Annotated in this window: 16 protein-coding genes and 1 riboswitch; of the genes, 11 read left to right on the top strand and 5 right to left on the bottom strand. The window is 56.1% G+C overall.

What is annotated here, in order from left to right; translation table 11 throughout:
• The first annotated feature begins 76 nt into the window (after window positions 1-76).
• Both QTO31_RS10610 and QTO31_RS10605 read left to right on the top strand, forming a co-directional pair.
• Complete coding sequence (locus QTO31_RS10610; RefSeq protein ID WP_301429064.1) at window positions 77-1324, top strand: DUF418 domain-containing protein; 1248 nt, start codon at window positions 77-79, stop codon at window positions 1322-1324.
• Between the two features lie 82 nt (window positions 1325-1406).
• Complete coding sequence (locus tag QTO31_RS10605; protein WP_301429063.1) at window positions 1407-2033, top strand: response regulator; 627 nt, start codon at window positions 1407-1409, stop codon at window positions 2031-2033.
• On the opposite strand, the gene QTO31_RS10600 is transcribed toward QTO31_RS10605, so the two are convergent.
• Both QTO31_RS10600 and QTO31_RS10595 read right to left on the bottom strand, forming a co-directional pair.
• The gene (locus tag QTO31_RS10600; RefSeq protein WP_301429062.1) at window positions 2034-2621 is read right to left on the bottom strand and encodes a TetR/AcrR family transcriptional regulator; all 588 of its coding nucleotides are present in this window, start codon (window positions 2619-2621) and stop codon (window positions 2034-2036) included. It abuts the gene before it with no gap.
• A 201-nt stretch (window positions 2622-2822) separates the two neighbouring features.
• The gene (locus tag QTO31_RS10595; protein ID WP_301429061.1) at window positions 2823-4208 is read right to left on the bottom strand and encodes an MFS transporter; all 1386 of its coding nucleotides are present in this window, start codon (window positions 4206-4208) and stop codon (window positions 2823-2825) included.
• A 454-nt stretch (window positions 4209-4662) separates the two neighbouring features.
• Here QTO31_RS10595 and QTO31_RS10590 point away from each other — a divergent pair, with 454 nt between their 5' ends.
• Both QTO31_RS10590 and QTO31_RS10585 read left to right on the top strand, forming a co-directional pair.
• Entirely contained in the window at window positions 4663-5916 is a 1254-nt protein-coding gene (locus tag QTO31_RS10590; protein WP_028459591.1) for an acyl-CoA dehydrogenase family protein, read from the top strand.
• Between the two features lie 414 nt (window positions 5917-6330).
• On the top strand, window positions 6331-7287 hold the full coding sequence (locus QTO31_RS10585) for a 1-phosphofructokinase family hexose kinase (RefSeq protein ID WP_301429060.1): 957 nt from the start codon (window positions 6331-6333) through the stop codon (window positions 7285-7287).
• Here the strand turns inward: QTO31_RS10585 and QTO31_RS10580 are convergent.
• From QTO31_RS10580 to QTO31_RS10570, 3 genes are read right to left on the bottom strand one after another with little or no spacing between them, the layout of a single operon-like run.
• The gene (locus QTO31_RS10580; RefSeq protein WP_301429059.1) at window positions 7278-7601 is read right to left on the bottom strand and encodes a hypothetical protein; all 324 of its coding nucleotides are present in this window, start codon (window positions 7599-7601) and stop codon (window positions 7278-7280) included. The two genes, QTO31_RS10585 and QTO31_RS10580, sit on opposite strands and share 10 nt — an antisense overlap.
• A complete protein-coding gene (locus QTO31_RS10575; RefSeq protein ID WP_301429058.1) occupies window positions 7579-8394 on the bottom strand; it encodes a class I SAM-dependent methyltransferase in 816 nt (271 codons plus the stop codon). Before QTO31_RS10575 ends, QTO31_RS10580 begins: the two co-directional genes overlap by 23 nt.
• An 18-nt stretch (window positions 8395-8412) precedes the next feature.
• Complete coding sequence (locus QTO31_RS10570; RefSeq protein WP_301429057.1) at window positions 8413-9132, bottom strand: SDR family oxidoreductase; 720 nt, start codon at window positions 9130-9132, stop codon at window positions 8413-8415.
• Window positions 9133-9708: 576 nt separating this feature from the next.
• Here QTO31_RS10570 and QTO31_RS10565 point away from each other — a divergent pair.
• The 7 genes from QTO31_RS10565 to cbiQ all read left to right on the top strand — a co-directional run bounded on the left by QTO31_RS10565 (window position 9709) and on the right by cbiQ (window position 18781).
• Window positions 9709-10278: an HD domain-containing protein gene (locus QTO31_RS10565; RefSeq protein WP_028459596.1), complete on the top strand. Its 570-nt coding sequence runs from the start codon at window positions 9709-9711 to the stop codon at window positions 10276-10278.
• A gap of 396 nt (window positions 10279-10674) precedes the next feature.
• Window positions 10675-10820: riboswitch (cobalamin riboswitch) on the top strand.
• A gap of 125 nt (window positions 10821-10945) precedes the next feature.
• Window positions 10946-11554, top strand: a complete 609-nt coding sequence (gene cobO, locus QTO31_RS10560) for a cob(I)yrinic acid a,c-diamide adenosyltransferase (protein ID WP_301429056.1) — start codon at window positions 10946-10948, stop codon at window positions 11552-11554.
• Window positions 11555-11584: 30 nt separating this feature from the next.
• The gene (gene cobN / locus QTO31_RS10555; RefSeq protein WP_301429055.1) at window positions 11585-15850 is read left to right on the top strand and encodes a cobaltochelatase subunit CobN; all 4266 of its coding nucleotides are present in this window, start codon (window positions 11585-11587) and stop codon (window positions 15848-15850) included.
• A gap of 26 nt (window positions 15851-15876) precedes the next feature.
• Entirely contained in the window at window positions 15877-16944 is a 1068-nt protein-coding gene (cobT, locus tag QTO31_RS10550) for a nicotinate-nucleotide--dimethylbenzimidazole phosphoribosyltransferase (protein ID WP_031458544.1), read from the top strand.
• Window positions 16945-16970: 26 nt separating this feature from the next.
• Complete coding sequence (locus QTO31_RS10545; protein ID WP_031458545.1) at window positions 16971-17717, top strand: energy-coupling factor ABC transporter permease; 747 nt, start codon at window positions 16971-16973, stop codon at window positions 17715-17717.
• Window positions 17714-18013, top strand: a complete 300-nt coding sequence (locus QTO31_RS10540; protein WP_031458546.1) for an energy-coupling factor ABC transporter substrate-binding protein — start codon at window positions 17714-17716, stop codon at window positions 18011-18013. Before QTO31_RS10545 ends, QTO31_RS10540 begins: the two co-directional genes overlap by 4 nt.
• A 3-nt stretch (window positions 18014-18016) precedes the next feature.
• Window positions 18017-18781, top strand: coding sequence for a cobalt ECF transporter T component CbiQ (cbiQ, locus tag QTO31_RS10535; RefSeq protein ID WP_031458547.1), 765 nt, complete (start codon window positions 18017-18019; stop codon window positions 18779-18781).
• The last annotated feature ends 3 nt before the right edge of the window (window positions 18782-18784 follow it).

Below are 18784 nucleotides of genomic sequence, written 5' to 3'. Positions count from 1 at the left end.
TCAACTGGTGGTTTCATTCGTCTTATGAGTTGCAACCGGAGTCTAGTGGCTTACAATGACAAAGAAAGGAATTGTTATGGAACAGGCTATAACCCCAACTCCAGCCCGTGAACGGATCGACCTGCTCGACATCCTGCGTGGATTCGCACTCCTAGGCATTCTGATCGTCAACATGGGAATCTTCAGTTTCCCGTTCATCGCCCAGTTCACCCGAACGCCACGCGGCGATAGTGTCCTCGATCATGCAACCGAGTTCCTCATCATGGCGTTAGCCACCGGCAAGTTCTACCCGTTGTTTTCATTCCTCTTCGGGCTGGGTATGTGGATGCAAATAGAACGCATCCAAGCGGTTGGCGGCAGTCCGGGGCGTTTTATGGTGCGTCGCTTGCTGGTCTTGATGGGATTTGGTCTGATACATTCACTGCTCATTTGGAACGGCGACGTTCTGTTTGTCTATGCGCTGGTCGGGCTGGTAGCGCTCCTCTTCCGCAAGGTTCAACCGCGCACGCTCCTGATCTGGGCTGGTATCCTGGTAGCGATCCCGGTCATCTTTGGTACTGGCTTTGTGGCCCTGGGTACACTGCTGGCGGGCGACATGAGCGGTGCGGCAGAAGGAATGGCGATGCTTCGCGACCTGGAGCAGCGCACTATCGAGATCTACGCCCGTGGCTCGTGGGGAGAGATCTTCGTCTGGCGCATCATTGAGTGGCTGCTTTTCCTGTTTTTCTTGTTCCTGAATGGAGGTGTGCTCCAAATTCTGGCGCTCTTTCTGATCGGTATGTATTTTGGTAAGCGCCAAATCTTTCGGAATCTGAACGAAGGACCAGCGTCTGAGCGTCGACTACCTGCCGGAGGTGTGTGCCTCGTAGTAGGACTGATTGCCAATCTTGTCCTGGCATGGCAGATCCAGGTAACGGATCCCTCATCACCACTGGCAGGATTGTGGCCTGTTCTGATACTGGTTGCTGGCCCAATCCTGAGTTACGGGTATCTGGCACTGTTCGTAGCGTTAACGAGCACTGCTGCCTGGCGCCGTCGTCTGCAACCGCTAGCGGCAGTAGGTCGGATGGCGTTGAGCAACTACATCCTTCAATCAATCATCTGTACCCTGATCTTCTACAGTTATGGACTGGGGTTGTTTGGACAGGTAGGCGCCTTCGCCGGGTTGCTGATCAGTATCGTGATCTGGGTAGGGCAAATCGGGATCAGCCGCTTATGGCTCCGCCACTTCCAATACGGCCCATTGGAGTGGGTGTGGCGTAGCCTGACTTACGGCAAAACTCAGAGAATAACACTAGAGGCGAGTCACCCATCGACGTTGTAAGGAACCCTTGTCGGGTATTATCAACCTCCCCCTGCGTCTGTGAGCGTAGGGGGAGGGAGTACAAGAAATAGAGAGACAACCTATGAATCCTATCCGTGTTGCTCTCGTTGACGATCACAAAATCGTTCGACGCGGATTAAGCGCCTACTTTGCCGCTCAACCCGATATTATTGTCGTTGGGGAGGCCAGCAGTGGAGAGGAAGCGTTACAACTCGCCGAAAGCTGGCAGGCGGATGTCATTGTGATCGACGTGCTTATGCCAGGTGGTATCGACGGCATCGAAACCACTCGTCGCTTAAAGCGCCTTCTCCCACAGGTGCAAATCATCATCCTGAGCGGATACGCTGACGACGCTCGCGTCATTGGTGCCTTGCGTGCCGGTGCAATCACCTACGTCGAGAAAGACAGCCAGCCGGAGCAGTTGCTTGAAGCAGTGCGGGGAGCAGTGCAAGGTAAAGCAATATTTGAACCAACGCTTATGCAGCGTATCCTCCAGGCTCAGACGATGAAAAGCAGCGATGTCTTGACCGAACGCGAGAGCGAGGTGCTAAGATTGCTGGCAGAGGGGCTGACCAATGCCGAAATTGCTGTACGACTGTCGGTGAGTGAAGAGACGGTAAAGACCCATGTTGCCGGCATTCTGCGCAAACTTGGTCTGGCACATCGTACTCAGGCAGCTATCTATGCGCTACGTAACGGGATCGTTTGACTACCGCTGCGCCAATCCATCGAAAAAGGTTGTGATGATCAGGTCGGCAATAACATCACCATGCATCTCAGATTTTGCCTGTTCGGTGTGAAAGAACGGGTAAAGCATACCCAGCAGCAACCATGTTGCGGTATGAGGATCAACCGGTCGCAGTTCACCACGTTCGATGCCAGCACGAATGATGGCCGAGATCGGTGCAATCAACCCCTTGGCGTAGCAATGCTCGATACTGGCGCGAGCAGCCGTGCTTAAACGAGGCAAATCGTGATTACTTAGCCGCAGTAGCGCTCGCTGAGCAGGCGCCTGAGTGAACAATCCCCGGATCAATGCCGTCAACTGGCTGCGTGTATCTGGCTGGCGTTCAGCAGACTGAACGAGTTCCGCCATCTCGTTCGCCCAGTTGTTCAGTACTGCGACCAGGAGGTCTTCTTTATCACGAAAATGATGGTAGAGGCCAGCTTTCGATAAACCGGCAGCTTCGGCAATCTCGCGCATGGCAATGCCGTCGTAGCCATACGTCACGATCAAGCGCGCCGCTTCATCGATAATCCGGTTCCGAGTCTGTTCTGAATGCTGTTGTCGACTCATACGATGGTTCGTGATAATAATGCCGGTACGTACCTATCCTATATTGTACTCCGATGTCGCAGGCAGTTGACAACAAGTGTCATCAGGTCGGATGGCCCCACCACTTCCCTGAGATCGCGGGTCGCTGGCCTGCGTCCTGTTGTGGGAGCTGAAATGTGCGAGCAGGGCAAGTTTGGCCCTGCCCGATAACGAAGGTATGTTTTACGAATGAACGCCTGCCAGCGCGGTTGCACGTTCAGCAGCCCGACTCTTCAGCCCGAGCGCCAGCGGTGTGAGGAGCAGCACCATGACTCCAATCACCAGGAATGCAAAGCTATAGCCGACAACTGCACCGCCACCGGTTGCTGCCAGTAAGCCGACCAACACTGCCCCCAGCAACTGACCACTACCCATAGTAACCGTCAGCAAGCCTTGCGCAGCGGCACGTTCGCTGGCCGGTACTTCGTTGAGCAGGATGTAGCGTAACGCTGAGCCCAGTAAGATTGCTAGCCCCAAGCCGATAACGATTGACGCAATGTAGAACATGACAAGCGAGGTTGACCACACTCCCAGCAGTACCATCCCGATCCCGCTGAGCACAACTCCAACACTCACGACCATCCGCGAGCCAAACCGGTCGAGCATACGCCCCGAAATCGGCGAACCGACAGCCATTGCCAGCACGATTGGTAAGAGCATAAAGCTGGCCGTTGAGCTGCTTACCCCGTAGGCTGCGGTCAGCAATGCTGGTACAAAGACGATAGACGACTCGGCGACCCCTGCGCCGATGGCTAATGCTGTTGTCAACCAGATTTGCCGTGAGCGAAAGATGGCTGGTTGCAGGATCGGCTCGACAGCCCGTCGCTCGACGGCAATGAATACCGGTACAAGTGCGGCGGCCACGATCAGCGCACCTATCGCCAGTAGTGGTAATGTCCCGCCGCGAAGCTGATCTGGATCGAGGCCGGTCAACCCGTAAGCCAGTGCCGTTAGCATGATGCCAAGAGTTACCAGCCCTGCTATATCGAACGGTGTCGTCGTTGTGCGCGTGCGTCCGGGCAAGAGCCGCAGGCTGAACAGAATCAGAACTGCCGCAATTGGGATGTTGACCAGGAAGAGCCACTGCCAGCCGAGCAGTAATAGCAATCCACCAATAATCGGCCCGATGAGAAAGGCAATCCCAAAGACCGCCCCGATCAAACCAAGGGCTGATCCCCGTTTCTCGGGTGGAAATGTGTCACCGATAACGGCACTAGCGACCGGAATGACACCACCAGCGCTGACTCCCTGCACTAGCCTACCTACCAACAGTAGGGTAAAAGATGGTGCGATAGCAACCAACAGTGAGCCGAGGGCAAATCCGCCCAGACTGGCGACGTACAAGAGACGGCGTCCAAAGCGATCAGAGAGGGCAGCAATGGTGGGTGTACCAACCAGATTGCCCAATACGTAGATTGAAAAGACCCATGACAGCGCTCGTTCATCGACGGCAAAGACGCGCTGAATGACCGGCAATGCCGGCCCAACGATCGCAATATCGAGTGCTGCCATCAAGACACCGACAAATAGCAGTCCCAGAATTTGATTCCGCTGCCGTTCACTTTTCATAAGATGTATTCTCCTTAACTTTGTACTTAGACCGACCGACCGGTCGGTTTGTATTATAGCACAAGGGGGTGTAGTTGAGAAGAGAGGATAGAGGTGAGTGGTGAGCAGTGAGCACGGAGGACAATACCCGTCACCGGAAAGATAGAATCAGGTTCCCAACCTGCTCGCGGAGGGGCCTGTAGCAGATGTACTGGTATGGGGAGAGATGAGGAAGGGGTTGATGAGGTGGGTGAGGGTTCCAGCCGTTCATCCCAAAACACGGCCTTTCAGCCCGTGCTACTAGGTGACCATACGGATCGGTGATTATCCGTTGGCAGGGGTGTGAGTGTGTTCTTGTCGCTCTGTGCAACTACTGGCGAAGGAAAGAGCCTTGCCCCAAATCGCGGTATAATCAGAGCATTCGACGGATGGCAAGCGTGCATTTTTGCGCTGCCCGATACAAAGGAGTATCACAATGGATTTGACGGCAAATTACGATATGTTTCTCGGCCCCGAACACGAGATGCTGCGCCAGACCGTGCGTAACTTCGCCGAACGGGAAGTAGCACCATACATCCGCGAGTGGGATCGAAGCGGCGCAAAGGCGGAAGGGCCAGAGGATCGACCGTATCTGCGTCCGGTTCTGAAACGGATGGGAGAGCTGGGTTTTCTCGGTATCTGTATTCCGCAGCGCTACGGCGGGGCCGGCATGGATTATCTGGCGCTTGCCGTGGTGTGCGAGGAGCTTGAGCGTGTTGATAGCTTTCTGCGTGTGGTGATGAGTGTGCATACCGGGCTAAACTCACTCTCGATTTTTCAGTGGGGAACGGAAGAGCAAAAACAACGCTTTCTGGTACCGCAGGCGCGCGGTGAGAAGCTGGCTGCATACTGTCTCACTGAACCCAATAGCGGTACTGATGCCGCAGCGATGCAGGCGACCGCCCGCCGTGAAGGTGATGAATACGTTCTCAATGGTGAGAAGATTTGGATCAGCCTTGCCGATCTGGCCGATAACTTTCTGGTGTTTGCCAAGACCGATCCCAGCGCCGGGCCACGCGGTATTACTGCTTTTATCGTCGAGCGCTCGATGCCCGGTGTCCGCAGTTACCCCATTCACGGCAAATTGGGAGTACGCGCCGGCAACACCGGCGGCGTTGTCTTCAACGATGTGCGGGTACCGCTCTCGCACCGGCTTGGTGAAGAGGGGGAAGGCTTTAAGATCGCGATGGCTGCGCTTGATAATGGACGCTATACCGTTGCCGCTGGCGCAACCGGTCTGATCCAGGCCAGCCTTGAGGCGAGTATCCGCTACGCCCGCGAACGACAAACGTTTGGCGTTCCCATTGCTGAACATCAACTCGTGAAGCGTATGATCAGTCATATGGTGCGCAAACTCGATACATCGCGGCTCCTCGTCTACCGGGCGGGCTGGATGAAGAATAAGGGTATTCGCAACACTCGTGAGACGACATTAGCCAAGTGGCATGCGACTGTCAGTAGCTTTGAGGCTGCCGATGATGCCATTCAGATTCACGGTGCATACGGATACGCCGATGAGTATCCAGTTGAACGGTATTTGCGCAATGCGCGCGGTGCGATTATCTACGAAGGCACTCGCGAACTGCAAGAGTTGTTGCAGGCCGATTTTGTGATGGGCTACCGCAAATATCCGAAGCTACGCTGTGAACTGCCAGCGTATGATCCGGATTTCTGGGAAAGTGATGGTTAATGTTGCTGCTTTCAGTCCTTTGCTGATCGGAATGAAGCAGGCGTCGCTCTGCCATCAGCGAACAATATCAAGCGCCTATCCGAAATCTCCTATCGCAGCAGAAGATTGGTCGGGGTGCAGCGTCGCTGCGCCGAGAAGAGGGCGGCGGGATGCGTCTGATGGTGGCGTTGCGGGGTAGGCAACGTGGGAATGGTCGATGCGCTGGGTGGCGGGTACTGGTCGGGACGAGGCGCCTCCTCGCCCCGACAGGTGTCCACGGTGATGATCGTGGAGCGCCTGTCCGACATACCCTGTTGCAGCAACAGAATTCGGTTGGGGCGAGCAGCCCTGTGCCCGTCCATTGGGAGGTAGGAGGGGCGAGGCGGTGCCTCGCCTCTACTGATCCGTTCAACATTTGAAAGCAGGTCTTGCGCGATGATAGAATATAACGACCTGAGCGAACTATCACCATTCCTCATCATTACACCCAATCCAGCAATTGATCGGATACTGGTCGTTCCCGCACTCCAGATTGGTCAGGCGCAACGGGTACAAGAATCGCGGATCGCGGCTGGCGGCAAAGGCTTGAATGTAGGCAGAGCAATGAAGTCACTTGGTGTTACTGCGTCGATCCTGGCGCCACTCGGTGGCTTTACCGGTCAACAGGCTACACACCTGGCTCGGCGTGAGTGTTTAGCGCTCAGTGATGTTCCTATCGGCGATGAGACACGAGTTTGTACGTTGGTCGTCGATCTGGCTACGCAACAGGTCACCGTCCTAAACGAAATTGGGCCACAGCTTACTGCTACGGAGTGGGCAACGTTCGAGCAAGCGATCCTCGACCATCCGGCGACGTGGCATCTCTTTTGTGGTAGCCTCCCGCCGGGGGTTGAAGCATCAACGCTAGCAGCATTAATCAGAGCGTTGCGTATACGAGGAAAACGGGTTCTGATCGATACCAGCGGTGCAGCGCTGGCAATGGCAATTACCGCTCAACCGGACGTGGTCAAGGTCAATGGCGAAGAGCTAGGGGGTCTGTTCGGCGACCATATCAATAATGAACACACCGCTTACCAGGCCGCCATCCGTCTACACCGGGAAGGGATCGAGCAGGTGATTGTTACACTTGGTGCCGATGGTGCGATTGGCGTCAATCGAACAGCGGCTGTCAAAGCCACTCCGCCAGCAGTACCGGTTCAAAACCCGATTGGTTGCGGAGATTCATTTTTTGCCGGCCTGGCTATCGCGCTTGAACGCGGACAACCACTCGCTACGGCACTCCGGCTAGCTACCGCTTGTGGCGCAGCCGATGCCCAAACGCTGGCTCCCGGCCACATCGACGACGCTACCGTCAACGCACTTGCCGAACGGGTGCACTTACGCTACTGGTGAACTTCAGCCGGTTGGGGTGGTGAGGCATCGATCAGACGCGCTAACTGCCGCATTTGATCAGCATTCAGATATGCACTCCGTTGTCCAGAGACCGTATAAAAGGCTAGATCACCGGAAGCACCAAGGATGAGACGGTACGATCCCAGCTCACGAATCCGCTTCTGCACCGAACCGAGCAGTTCGCGTAGTACAGCTACCTCATCAGCATTCAGCACCACAGCATCGTAGCCACGGATTAGATGGTGTAACACCAACGCCGGTGTCGCTTCAGGATGGTACGCTGCCTCAAATTCACCGATCAGCGCGATCCGCATCCTCTGCCTCCCTCGCGACCGGTCGGTCGCGAACTGCAACGACCACCTGCCAGATACTCGTCTCATCGAACGGAACTGGCGGCAAGCTTGTATCGCCGAACACACTGAGCGGGCGTAGTCCGGCAGTGCGTAGCATCGCTGTTAATTCCGGAAACCCGTATAGTCGAATCTGATCGCCAGGATGAGTAACATCAATACCACGACTGACATCAACATAGCGGTAATCAATTTCGAGCACTGCCCGGCGCGGGTCAAAGCGGGCTTCGCGTAAAACGAAACCACTTCCAATGGGATACCAGCCACTCCGAAAGTCATGCAGATAACGACCAATCTGGTAGGGATTGAGACACTGTAACAAGAGCTTGCCACCGGGCACTAAAGTGTGCGCAATGCCGTTCAAGACGGCCTGATTCGTCTCATCGTCGAAAAAGCCAAGACTGCTGTTCATCAACAAAACGGCATCAAAGCGCTCGTGGTAGGGTAAACTGCGCATATCGCCGGTGACAAACTCGACATTCAGCCCCCGTTCGGTGGCTGCTGTACGGGCATGGCTGATCACCGACTCCGCAGCGTCAAGCCCAACCACCGTCCAGCCACGTTCGGCCAGCATCAGACTGTGCCGCCCATTGCCGCATGCTAGATCAAGGATTGTCTCGACGCCTTGCAAGCCGAGGGCGTTGATCAGAAAATCAACTTCACGGCGGGTTAGCTCATCGGCGTATTGCCGATAATGAGCAAATTCATAGACCTGAAATAACTCTTCCCACCACTCACGCGAAGCCTGTTCGGGCATTATAAACTCCTGACCCGCCTACAGATCGATGGTGCGCGGCATAATTGGCAATTCATCAACGCGCAGACTGGGCGGCAGGGTACATACCCAGAGCAATGCCTGCGCCACATCATCAACCGTCATCAGACGCTTACGCAAATCTTCAGCCGGGTTTAGCGGTGCAATATCAGCATTGATCATCCCAGAGTATACTGTTGTCACGAAGACATTGTACGGGCGTAACTCTTGTGCCAGGGCTTGTGACAGGCCCGATAACGCGAACTTGGCGGCGCAAAACGGTGCAATGTTCGCCACGCCCACCTTTCCAACCCGTGAGCCGAGGTTAACAATGGTACCACTCCGCTGACGCTTCATATACGGTACCACTGCCCGCATCAAATAAAATACGCCGTTAAGATTGGTATTCATAACCTCTTGCCACTCGGCGTCGGTAAATTGCTCGAGCGGCGCAATCTTCTCGATATTGCCGGCACAGTTTAACAAGATATCGACTCGCCCCATCATCTGGACGGTCGTGTCCACCAGATACTGGACCTGTGATGAGACCGTAATGTCGGTTGGAATTGCGAAAGCGTTGTGGCCCTCGGTTGTGATCATGCTGACCAAATGTTCAAGCCGTTCACGTCGCCGGGCAGCGACCACGACCGTCGCTCCTTCGCGAGCGAAGAGCCGGGCAGCGGCGTAACCAACCCCACTAGAAGCACCGGTAATAATTGCAACTCGTCCTCTTAACTTCATGACATTCTCTCCGAATACTGCTGGAAATCACGGCTTCATAGATATTATACCTGAAGAATAAAATAAAATCGGCGCTGATGAAGGGACAGTCGGCGTTTGCAAAGTTTTCATCGTTTGGACCGAACGGTTGCCGATGGTCCCCGACCCATGCGCTTGCCTGGGCGCGCAGGTCTCTGGTCTGGGTCTTGCAGTAACATGGCAAGAAACCATCGTGTGTCGCATGAGGATGCCATCATCCCCCAGGCCCTCGCAAGGCGAGGTCGGGGAAACCTTCCCTTACCATACGGTGACGAGCATGATTGGTGGGACAACCAGAGGTTTGCCGCAGATGACCGCTACATCGTCCGTATCAATCGGGCCAACCTATACCAGGACGGTTGAACAGCAGTCTGAACAGGTTTCACCGCTCACGCCAAGCGCGGGCTAGCAGCTCGCGCTTCCGGGTCATAGGAGCATTCTCAGAACTTTCTAAGGCAAGCTTGGTTATACTCTGGTAGAATCATTGTGCTACTATTGCGTTAGTGTGCGAGAGATGGTATAACATAACAGGTAACAACATACAGGAAAAGGGTCGCGATGTACTGGGAAACCATCACTGATCTGTTACACCACCCACGAGTTATCGAGACACGTTACCATATGCACCACAGTGTTCCCAAGCATGATCATCTTATGCGTTCGGTACACTTCTCGTACTATCTGGCACCATTTTTTGGCGCCGATCAGGTAACGTGTGTTCGTGCTGCCCTCTTACACGACCTCGACTCGCGTTATGGTACCCTGACCACTCATGGCGCTATTGCGGCACGGGTAGCTGCTGAGCTGGGCGAGCCGGAAGCAGTTTCGGCAGCTATCATTAGCCACATGTACCCCTTTGGCCCACGTCCAACCACTCGTGAAGGGTGGGTATTAGCGGTAGCTGACAAACTGGCTTCACTGGCCGATCTGAGTGCATTTATCGGTGGGTTGTTCTCTGGGCGGAGTCTCCATATTCGCCGCCAGCTCTGCAAGAGTGACCCCTTTTACGCCTCGCGCCGTGCCCGACGACGGCACCGCCGTCTGATCAGTTCACTCTGGCGGCGACTGGGCCGTAAGGGCCTTAGCTGGTGGCGTTTCGATGGTCGTGAAACGGTAGGGCGGGTTTAGAGTCCGTGGTTGGATACAGCTATCAGAGGTCAAGACGGAGTTTTGGTAGGGGCGCAGCGGTGCTGTGCCCCTACCACATTATGACATAGTGGCGATGCGGGGATGAATATGGCGCTGGGCAATGCGGGCCAGTGGCCCGCGCACCCAGGGGGCGCAGCGGTGCTGTGCCCCTACCACATTACGATATAGTGGCGATGCGGGGATAAGAGTATGGGTATAGGTGGACGGAGAACAACGTGATGGCGGGGTTACATCCACACGCTTCAGTGAACAGGTTTAGAAATCACCCTGTTCGGTGTAGTGAGGGATAGCCGGTACGCAGATGGGATCGATGTCTCACCACTGCACACCTCGCTGCCAAACCTGTGCTATAATTGCTACACATTGTACATTGCACATTCAATCATCCGTCGCGGTGACCCGTAGGCCCGGATGCCAGGGCGTAAAGGTGGAAGCTGGTGAGAGTCCAGCGCTGTGCCGCAACTGTAACCGGCTACTATAAGCCGGAAGCCAGGACGCCTGCCGCGATAGAGTGTTCGTTCAGCCCTTCTCGAGCTAAGGAGGATGAACGAGGCCTGCATGAGGCTATCATGTGGCGTCATCGTTTCATAGCCCCGACCGAGAAGGTCGGGGTTTTTGTTTATATGTCAACAGTAAGGAGACGGTCGTGTCTGAGGAGGCAACTGCACCGATTGGGTCGGGGTCATCGCCTGAAGCAGCGGCTCGCCGCAAGGCGGTGAGAGCTAGCCATGCACCGAAAGGGTTGGTCATTGTCAATACCGGTGAGGGGAAAGGGAAGACAACCGCTGCCCTAGGTATTCTGCTACGGGCCTGGGGGAGAAATATGCGCGTCGGTGGTGTGCAGTTTATCAAGCACGAACAGGCAAGATTTGGTGAATTGCGGGCACTCGAACGCATAGGGATTACGTTGACGCCCCTCGGTGATGGGTTTACCTGGACGAGCCGCAATCTCGATGAGACCCAGGCCCGTGCATTGCATGGCTGGGAAATCGCCAAACAACAGATTACGAGTGGTAATTTCGATGTCTTTCTGCTCGATGAGTTTACATATGTGATGCACTATGGCTGGCTGCCTGCCACTGAGGTTGTAGAGTGGCTGCGAGCGAACAAGCCGCCAATGTTACATCTCATCATTACCGGTCGCTATGCACCGGCAGAACTGATCGAGTACGCCGATCTGGTCACGGAAATGCGTGAAGTAAAGCACCCATTCCGCGACCAGGGGATTCGGGCACAGCCAGGGATTGAGTACTAACAGCTCCCTAAGCCGGTACACGGGGGACACATGGGCGAACAGCTTAAGCGCAATATGGTGCAGCGGCTCGATGGGCGGCTGGTAAATGCCGGCGCCCGTCGGGGGATGTTGATCGTCTGCGCAACCGGTTGCTGCTGTGGTCATACGGAACGTGGTTTTGCACCGGTTCCGACCGATCTGTATCATCAAGAATGGGAACGCCGCCGTTTGCGCAATCGCGTGCATCTTAGTCAGGGTGGGTGTCTAGGGCCGTGCCCGCTGGCGAATGTTGCCCTCTTGCTGTTCGATGGCCGTCCTTACTGGTTTCACTCGCTCAATGATCCGGCATTAGTGCCAGTTCTGTACGATTACATCGAAGACCTGCTGGCCGCTGAGCGTCCGGTAGCACCACCACCGGCACTGGCACCGCATCTGTTCAACGGCTTTACCTGGGACGGTGTGGAAGCTGCGACGACTACCCTCGACCGTCTGCCAGCGGTGGCCGGCAGTGGGATTCTTGTTTTGAGTCAGGCCGACACCGATCTCTTGGCCCTCGAGCAGGCACAGACGCTGCTTCCAGAAGGTTTTGCTCCGCTGTATATGGCGCATATTGGCCGCTTGACCGAACCAACTGCGATAGATCGCTTGCTTGAACAACATCTACCGGCGGCAGCCATTGTGGTGGTGCGGCTCCATAGTCCGGCTGCGTTTCTGTACGGTCTGGAACGGTTACAGCAGTGGGCTGCGACTACCGATGGTTTTCTGCTCTGCCTGCCAGCAGTCGATGAGGTAGACCCTGATCTAATGGCCCGATCAACGGTGGGAGTACCATTGGCGATGCTGATCAGCGCCTATTTTCGGGCAGGCGGGGCGGTGAATCTGGCCAACGGACTGCAATGTCTGAGTGACCATCTGCTGGTAAGCGGATGGGGCTACGATCCGCCGATTGATCTCCCCTTGCATGGGATGTATACCCCGCCACGACCGGCACGCCGTGGCCGCAGACAAGATGCGGCGACTATCACAGCGGCAGCAAGCGATGCACCGACAGTTGGTGTGCTCTTTTACCGTGCCCATCTTCTGAGCGGGAATACAGCGTTTGTTGATGCACTGATCACGGGCTTGCAGGCACGTGGGATGCAGGTACGCGCTGTCTATACGCAATCGCTAAAGTCAATCGCTTCCGACGGTTTGCCGATTGGGTTAGGATTGTTGCAGCAAGCTGGCCCACCGGATGTGATCGTTTCGACCCTTAGTTTCGCCCTTGGTGCTGATGATCCGCATCCGTTCAGTCGTCTTGATGTTCCGGTGGTGCAGGCACTGCTCAGTAGCAGCAGTCGTGAGGCGTGGCAACGCGATGGTCGTGGCCTGGGGCCGCTCGATACAGCAATGAATGTTGCCTTGCCAGAGCTTGATGGCCGTATCATCGGGGTGCCGATTGCGTTCAAGTCGCAGGAAGGGGAAACAGCCGCCCATTCATTACCGGATCACGAACGGATTGAGCGGCTGGCAGGTTTGGTCTGGCGATTGACCCAGTTGCGCCGGAAGCCGAACAGCCAAAAGCGGATTGCTATTATCTTGACGAATAGCAGCGCGAAAGCGCAACGGATCGGAAATGCTGTTGGCCTGGATGCACCGGCGTCGCTGATGCGCATCTTTGCGGCCCTCCGTGAGGCTGGTTATGCCGTGGGTGAATTACCGGAGAGTGGTGATTCGCTGATTGCCAGTCTGATCGCACGCTGTTCGTATGATGAGACCTGGCTGACAACCGAGCAGTTAGCACAGGCCTATCGTGTTCCTGCCGAAACCTATCGGCGCTGGTTTGCCGAATTACCGCTGCCGTTGCAAGAGGCTATGATTCGTCAGTGGGGACCACCCCCTGGCCAGGCGTATGTCCACCGCAGTGAGCTGGCACTGGCTGGGTTGGAAGTTGGCAACTGCTTTATTGCCCTCCAGCCACCACGTGGCTACGACATGGATCCCAATGCCATCTATCACCGACCCGATCTACCGCCACCACACAATTATTATGCCCTCTACCGCTGGCTGCGTGATGAATGGCAGGCTGATGCGATAATCCATCTGGGAAAACATGGGACGCTCGAATGGCTGCCTGGTAAAGGGGTTGGGTTGAGCGCGGTCTGTTTTCCCGATCCCTTTCTGGCCGACCTGCCTCTGATCTATCCCTTCATTATCAACGATCCCGGTGAGGGGACTCAAGCCAAACGACGAGCCCATGCGGTCATTGTAGATCATCTTACCCCACCCATGACAAATGCTGGCACATATGGCGATCTGGCCGAGCTGGCTCAACTGGTCGATGAGTACTACCGCATGGAACGGCTTGATCCGACCAAATTACCATTCCTGCAACGTCAAATCTGGGAGGTGCTCCAACGCAGTCAATTGGCCGATGACCTGCGCTACATATTGCAAGCCGATCATGGTGATCATCGTCACGAGTGGGATGGTAGTGTGCTGGAGGATGGCACACCGACCGTTTTGGCCGAGCTAGAAGGGCGTGAGGTAGCCCATCTCCTCGAAGACATCGAAGGGTATCTGTGTGAGCTGACCGGCGCTCAGATTCGTGATGGGTTGCATATTCTCGGCACGTTGCCGGAAGGCGACCGACTGGTTGATCTGGTGTATCACCTGCTGCGACTACCCAATCTCTCCGCTCCCAGCCTGCCGGCTGCCATTGCTACAGCACTCGGTGTTGACTGGTCAGCGTTGCAGGCAGCACCGGGGCGACGGCGCACTGATGATGACCACTTTTTGACGAATGCCGATCTAATCGAATACATTGAAACCCTCTGCCGGACTATGCTGCGTCAGCTTTATAACCACGACTGGGCTGTGTCGGCAATTCATGAGGTGATAGAGCAGGTGCTCCCCGGTTGCGGTGATAGTTCGACCATTGCGGAGGTGCTGCGCTACGCCTGCGACCAGCTTGTACCGCGGTTGCGTCAGAGTGCCGTTGCCGAAATCGATCATCTGCTGGCTGCCCTGGCCGGACGCTTCGTACCACCAGGGCCAAGTGGCGCCCCCACACGAGGAATGGCGCATGTGTTGCCTACTGGACGCAATTTCTACAGCCTTGATCCGCGCAGTGTGCCCAGTATGGCTGCCTGGGAGACTGGCCAGGGGCTGGCAAATGACCTGCTACGCCGCTATCAACAGGAATACGGTACATGGCCTGAAAGCGTAGGAATTAGCATCTGGGGTACCAGTCTCATTCGTACTGCCGGTGATGATGTAGCGCAGGTGATGACGTTGTTGGGTGTGCGACCGCGCTGGCAACGTGAAAATCGGCGGGTTATCGGCTTTGAGGTTATTCCGCTCGCCGAATTGGGACGGCCACGCATCGATGTCGTCTGTCGGATTAGTGGCTTCTTCCGCGATGCGTTTCCGCATCTGATTGAGCTGCTTGATCAGGCAGTGCAGACGATCATTGATCTTGAGGAACCGCTTGAACTGAATTTCCCGCGTAAGCATGCCCACCTGACAGCGCAGACCCTGGCAGAGGGTGGTATGCCCGTTGAAACGGCACAACGTGAAGCGCGCTACCGCATCTTTGGCAGCCCACCGGGAAGTTACGGTGCCGGGATGCTCCCCCTGATCGATGGGCAAAACTGGACGAACGATACCGATCTGGCGCACGTGTATCTACGCTGGGGCGGCTATGCGTACACCGCCACTGAACAGGGTGTCCCGGCAGAAACAGCTTTTGCGGCTGCGCTCAGCACGGTACAGGTCGCTACCAAAAATCAGGACAATCGCGAACACGATATTTTCGACAGCGATGATTATTTTCAGTTTCACGGTGGCATGATCGCAACGATTCGGGCCCTCACCGGACGGAATCCGGCGCGCTACTTTGGTGATAGCAGTGATCCGTCACGACCGCGCACTCGCGATCTACGTGAAGAAGCCCGTCGTGTCTTTCGGGCGCGGGTGGTCAATCCGAAATGGCTGGAAAGTATGCGTCGGCACGGGTACAAAGGTGGCCTAGAACTGGCGGCAACTGTTGATTACCTCTTCGGCTACGATGCGACGGCCCAGGTACTGGCCGACTGGATGTATGAGCAGGTTACAGAACGGTATGTACGTGATCCGGACGTACAGCAGTGGTTGCAAGAAGTGAATCCCTGGGCATTACAGGCGATTGCCGAACGGCTCAACGAAGCAATTGGTCGAGGAATGTGGCGTAATCCTTCACCGGAAGCCCAAGCCACCATCGCCGAGATTCTGAACCAGGGTGAAGCTGTGCGCGAGGGACTGTCTACGGCACAGGACGACTATCACGAATCAGCGTAGCAATAAACAAAGGAAAGGAGGAACCCATGGATCTGCTTCAAACAACTATCAATCAGATCGGGCCACTCGACGATCAGGCAGCTACTGCTGCGCGTCGCCGCCAGGATACGCTTACGAAACCAGCAGGTTCACTCGGACGATTGGAAGAGCTATCGATCCGGATTGCCGGTATCACCGGACGCGAACGGCCACGGTTAACTACGCCGGCTGTGATTGTCATGGCCGGTGATCACGGTGTTGCCCGCCAGGGTGTCAGTGCATTTCCAAAAGAGGTTACTCCACAAATGGTCTTAAACTTCTTGCGTGGGGGCGCAGCGATCAACGTGCTGGCCCGTCATGTCGGCGCCCGTGTGATCGTAGTTGATATTGGTGTTGCAACCGATTTACCGGCCCATCCTGAGCTAATCAGTCGCAAACTTGCGTATGGTACAGCCGACTTCACCGAAGAACCGGCAATGAGTCGCGAGCTTGCCCGACAATCAATAGAAGTTGGTATTACGTGTGCGAATGAAGCGATTGATAGTGGAGTCGATCTGCTGGCTACCGGAGAAATGGGCATTGCCAACACCACGGCAGCGAGTGCCATTGTCGCCGCGATCACCGGTCGCCCGGCCAGCGAGGTGACCGGACGCGGTACCGGTATTGACGATGCCGGTTTGGCTCGAAAAATTGCGGTCATCGAGAAGGGCCTGACGCTCCATCGTCCTCATCCGAACGATGGTCTCGACGTGTTGGCGAAGGTAGGCGGCCTGGAAATCGGCGGCCTGGCTGGTGTCATACTCGGCGCGGCGGCCCGACGGGTGCCGGTCGTTATCGACGGTTTCATTTCGGGGGCAGCAGCCCTGATCGCAGCAACGTTAGCACCTGCCGCCACGCCGTATATGATCGCCGGTCACCGCTCGGTTGAGCGTGGGCATAGTGCCGTCTACAGCCATCTCGATCTCCAACCGCTCCTCGATCTCAACATGCGGCTGGGAGAAGGTACCGGTGCAGTCCTGGCAATGTCAATCTGTCAGGCAGCTTGCAAAATACTCGACGAGATGGCAACATTTGCTGAAGCTGGTGTGTCGGAAGGTGAGCAGCAATCGAAGTAGCAATGTATCAGCAATGGAGGTCTCCGATGAAACGATGGCAGCGGTGGCTTATCGTCAGTGTAGGGGCGGTCCTCTTCCTTGTGTTTGAGGCGCGACCGGCGTATGCGATGCACATCATGGAGGGGTTTCTCCCGCCACTGTGGGCATTGTTTTGGTTTGTGGTGGTCATTCCCTTTTGGGTCATCGGTGTTCGTCGCCTCCGTGCACTTATCAGCGATACTCCTGAAGTCCGTCTCTTGCTTGGCTTTGCCGCCGCATTTACCTTCGTTCTCAGTGCCCTGAAATTGCCCAGTGTCACCGGATCGAGCAGTCACCCGACCGGCACCGGGCTCGGTGCCATCCTGTTTGGGCCATGGGTGATGAGTATTCTCGGCTCGATCGTGTTGCTGTTTCAGGCCCTCTTGATTGCACACGGTGGTCTCACCACCCTCGGCGCGAATGCATTTAGTATGGCGGTCGTCGGCCCGTGGGTGGCATGGCTCATCTGGCGGAGTCTGAACGGACGCGCACCCTTCTGGGTAACCGTCTTTCTGGCGGCAGCGCTGGCCGATCTCACCACGTATGTGGTCACCGCCCTGCAATTGGCACTTGCGCATCCCGATCCGGTCGGTGGCATCGGCGCATCCATTATCAAATTCGGCGCCATCTTTGCCGTCACGCAAATACCGCTCGCGATCAGCGAAGGGGTCCTGACGGTGTTGATCATGAATGCCTTGCAAACGAATGCCAAAGCAGAACTGGAAGCCCTTGCGGTGAAAGGAATCCGTCCATGAACGCACAACCGTTATCCTGGCCGGTCGTTATGATCTTGAGTCTGATCGTCGTTGCGTTGGCAGTCGCGCCGCTGCTGCTCATTCGCGATACCGAGTTCGGTGGTGCCGATGCTGCGGCAGCACAGGCGATTACTGAGGTGAACCCCGACTATACGCCATGGGTTGTGCCCCTGTTTGAGCCACCGGGGAGCGAGACAGAAAGTCTGTTGTTTGCCCTTCAAGCCGGGCTAGGCGCCGGCGTGATCGGCTACTTCTTTGGCTGGCAGCACGGTCGGCGTCAACAACGAGATCGGTGATCCATGCTGCGGGTGATCGATCGCTACGCCTTTACCAATCGGCTCCGCATGGTCGATCCGGCTCAGAAGAGCGCGATCGCACTGACAACGATCGTGCTCTGCCTCGTCCTCGACCGACCGTTGGTCAGCGGGCTGGCGCTGCTCTGGATGGTCGGTCTTGCCATCGGCTATGCGCGTCTCCCATGGCGAGTCGTGATTGCCGTCCTGAGCACCGAGAGTATGTTTCTGATGCTATCGGTCATCGGGATTGCGGTACGCCTCGGCGTTGACGCATCGACTGCTGCGGTGCCGATTGGGCCGTTCTGGGTGAGTATGGACCGTTCATCCGTCCTGCTCGCGGGGCAGGTCTTCATCCGGGTGATCGCGTGCGTGTCGGCGCTCAATGTTCTGGCCTTGACCACGCCGCTGGTCGATCTGATCGATCTCTTCCACCGATGGCGGATACCGACTATTCTGATCGAGGTGATGATCCTAAGTTATCGGGCTATCTTTCTCTTGCTTGACACGCTCGAGCGCATGGTCATCGCGCAGAAAGCCCGACTGGGATATGCTTCCTGGCGTTCAACGCTGCGTAGCTCGGCGCTTATTGGTAGTCAGTTGTTCATGGCTGCGTATCAGCGCAGTCGGATGCTCGAACAGGCGTTGATCGGTCGCGGATTCTGCGGCGAGGTGCGCGTGTTACCGATCAGGTATCACCACGATTGGCGCTTGTGGGCCTTTCTGGTGCTCATGGTGATCACCGTGAGCCTGGCACGCATGTGGGGATAACAG

The organism is Chloroflexus sp. MS-CIW-1 (assembly GCF_030444705.1).
Lineage (GTDB): Bacteria > Chloroflexota > Chloroflexia > Chloroflexales > Chloroflexaceae > Chloroflexus.
The sequence above is the reverse complement of the archived record's forward strand: the minus strand, read 5'-3'. Positions and strand labels throughout refer to the sequence as shown.

Coding starts and splice junctions, on each gene's coding strand:
- QTO31_RS10575 (WP_301429058.1), bottom strand. CDS start 8,394: ATGCCCGAACAGGCTTCGCGTGAGTGGTGGGAAGAGTTATTTCAGGTC.
- QTO31_RS10590 (WP_028459591.1), top strand. CDS start 4,663: ATGGATTTGACGGCAAATTACGATATGTTTCTCGGCCCCGAACACGAG.
- QTO31_RS10595 (WP_301429061.1), bottom strand. CDS start 4,208: ATGAAAAGTGAACGGCAGCGGAATCAAATTCTGGGACTGCTATTTGTC.
- QTO31_RS10600 (WP_301429062.1), bottom strand. CDS start 2,621: ATGAGTCGACAACAGCATTCAGAACAGACTCGGAACCGGATTATCGAT.
- QTO31_RS10570 (WP_301429057.1), bottom strand. CDS start 9,132: ATGAAGTTAAGAGGACGAGTTGCAATTATTACCGGTGCTTCTAGTGGG.
- cobT (WP_031458544.1), top strand. CDS start 15,877: ATGGATCTGCTTCAAACAACTATCAATCAGATCGGGCCACTCGACGAT.
- QTO31_RS10545 (WP_031458545.1), top strand. CDS start 16,971: ATGAAACGATGGCAGCGGTGGCTTATCGTCAGTGTAGGGGCGGTCCTC.
- cbiQ (WP_031458547.1), top strand. CDS start 18,017: ATGCTGCGGGTGATCGATCGCTACGCCTTTACCAATCGGCTCCGCATG.
- QTO31_RS10580 (WP_301429059.1), bottom strand. CDS start 7,601: ATGCGGATCGCGCTGATCGGTGAATTTGAGGCAGCGTACCATCCTGAA.
- cobN (WP_301429055.1), top strand. CDS start 11,585: ATGGGCGAACAGCTTAAGCGCAATATGGTGCAGCGGCTCGATGGGCGG.
- QTO31_RS10610 (WP_301429064.1), top strand. CDS start 77: ATGGAACAGGCTATAACCCCAACTCCAGCCCGTGAACGGATCGACCTG.
- QTO31_RS10605 (WP_301429063.1), top strand. CDS start 1,407: ATGAATCCTATCCGTGTTGCTCTCGTTGACGATCACAAAATCGTTCGA.
- QTO31_RS10565 (WP_028459596.1), top strand. CDS start 9,709: ATGTACTGGGAAACCATCACTGATCTGTTACACCACCCACGAGTTATC.
- QTO31_RS10540 (WP_031458546.1), top strand. CDS start 17,714: ATGAACGCACAACCGTTATCCTGGCCGGTCGTTATGATCTTGAGTCTG.
- QTO31_RS10585 (WP_301429060.1), top strand. CDS start 6,331: ATGATAGAATATAACGACCTGAGCGAACTATCACCATTCCTCATCATT.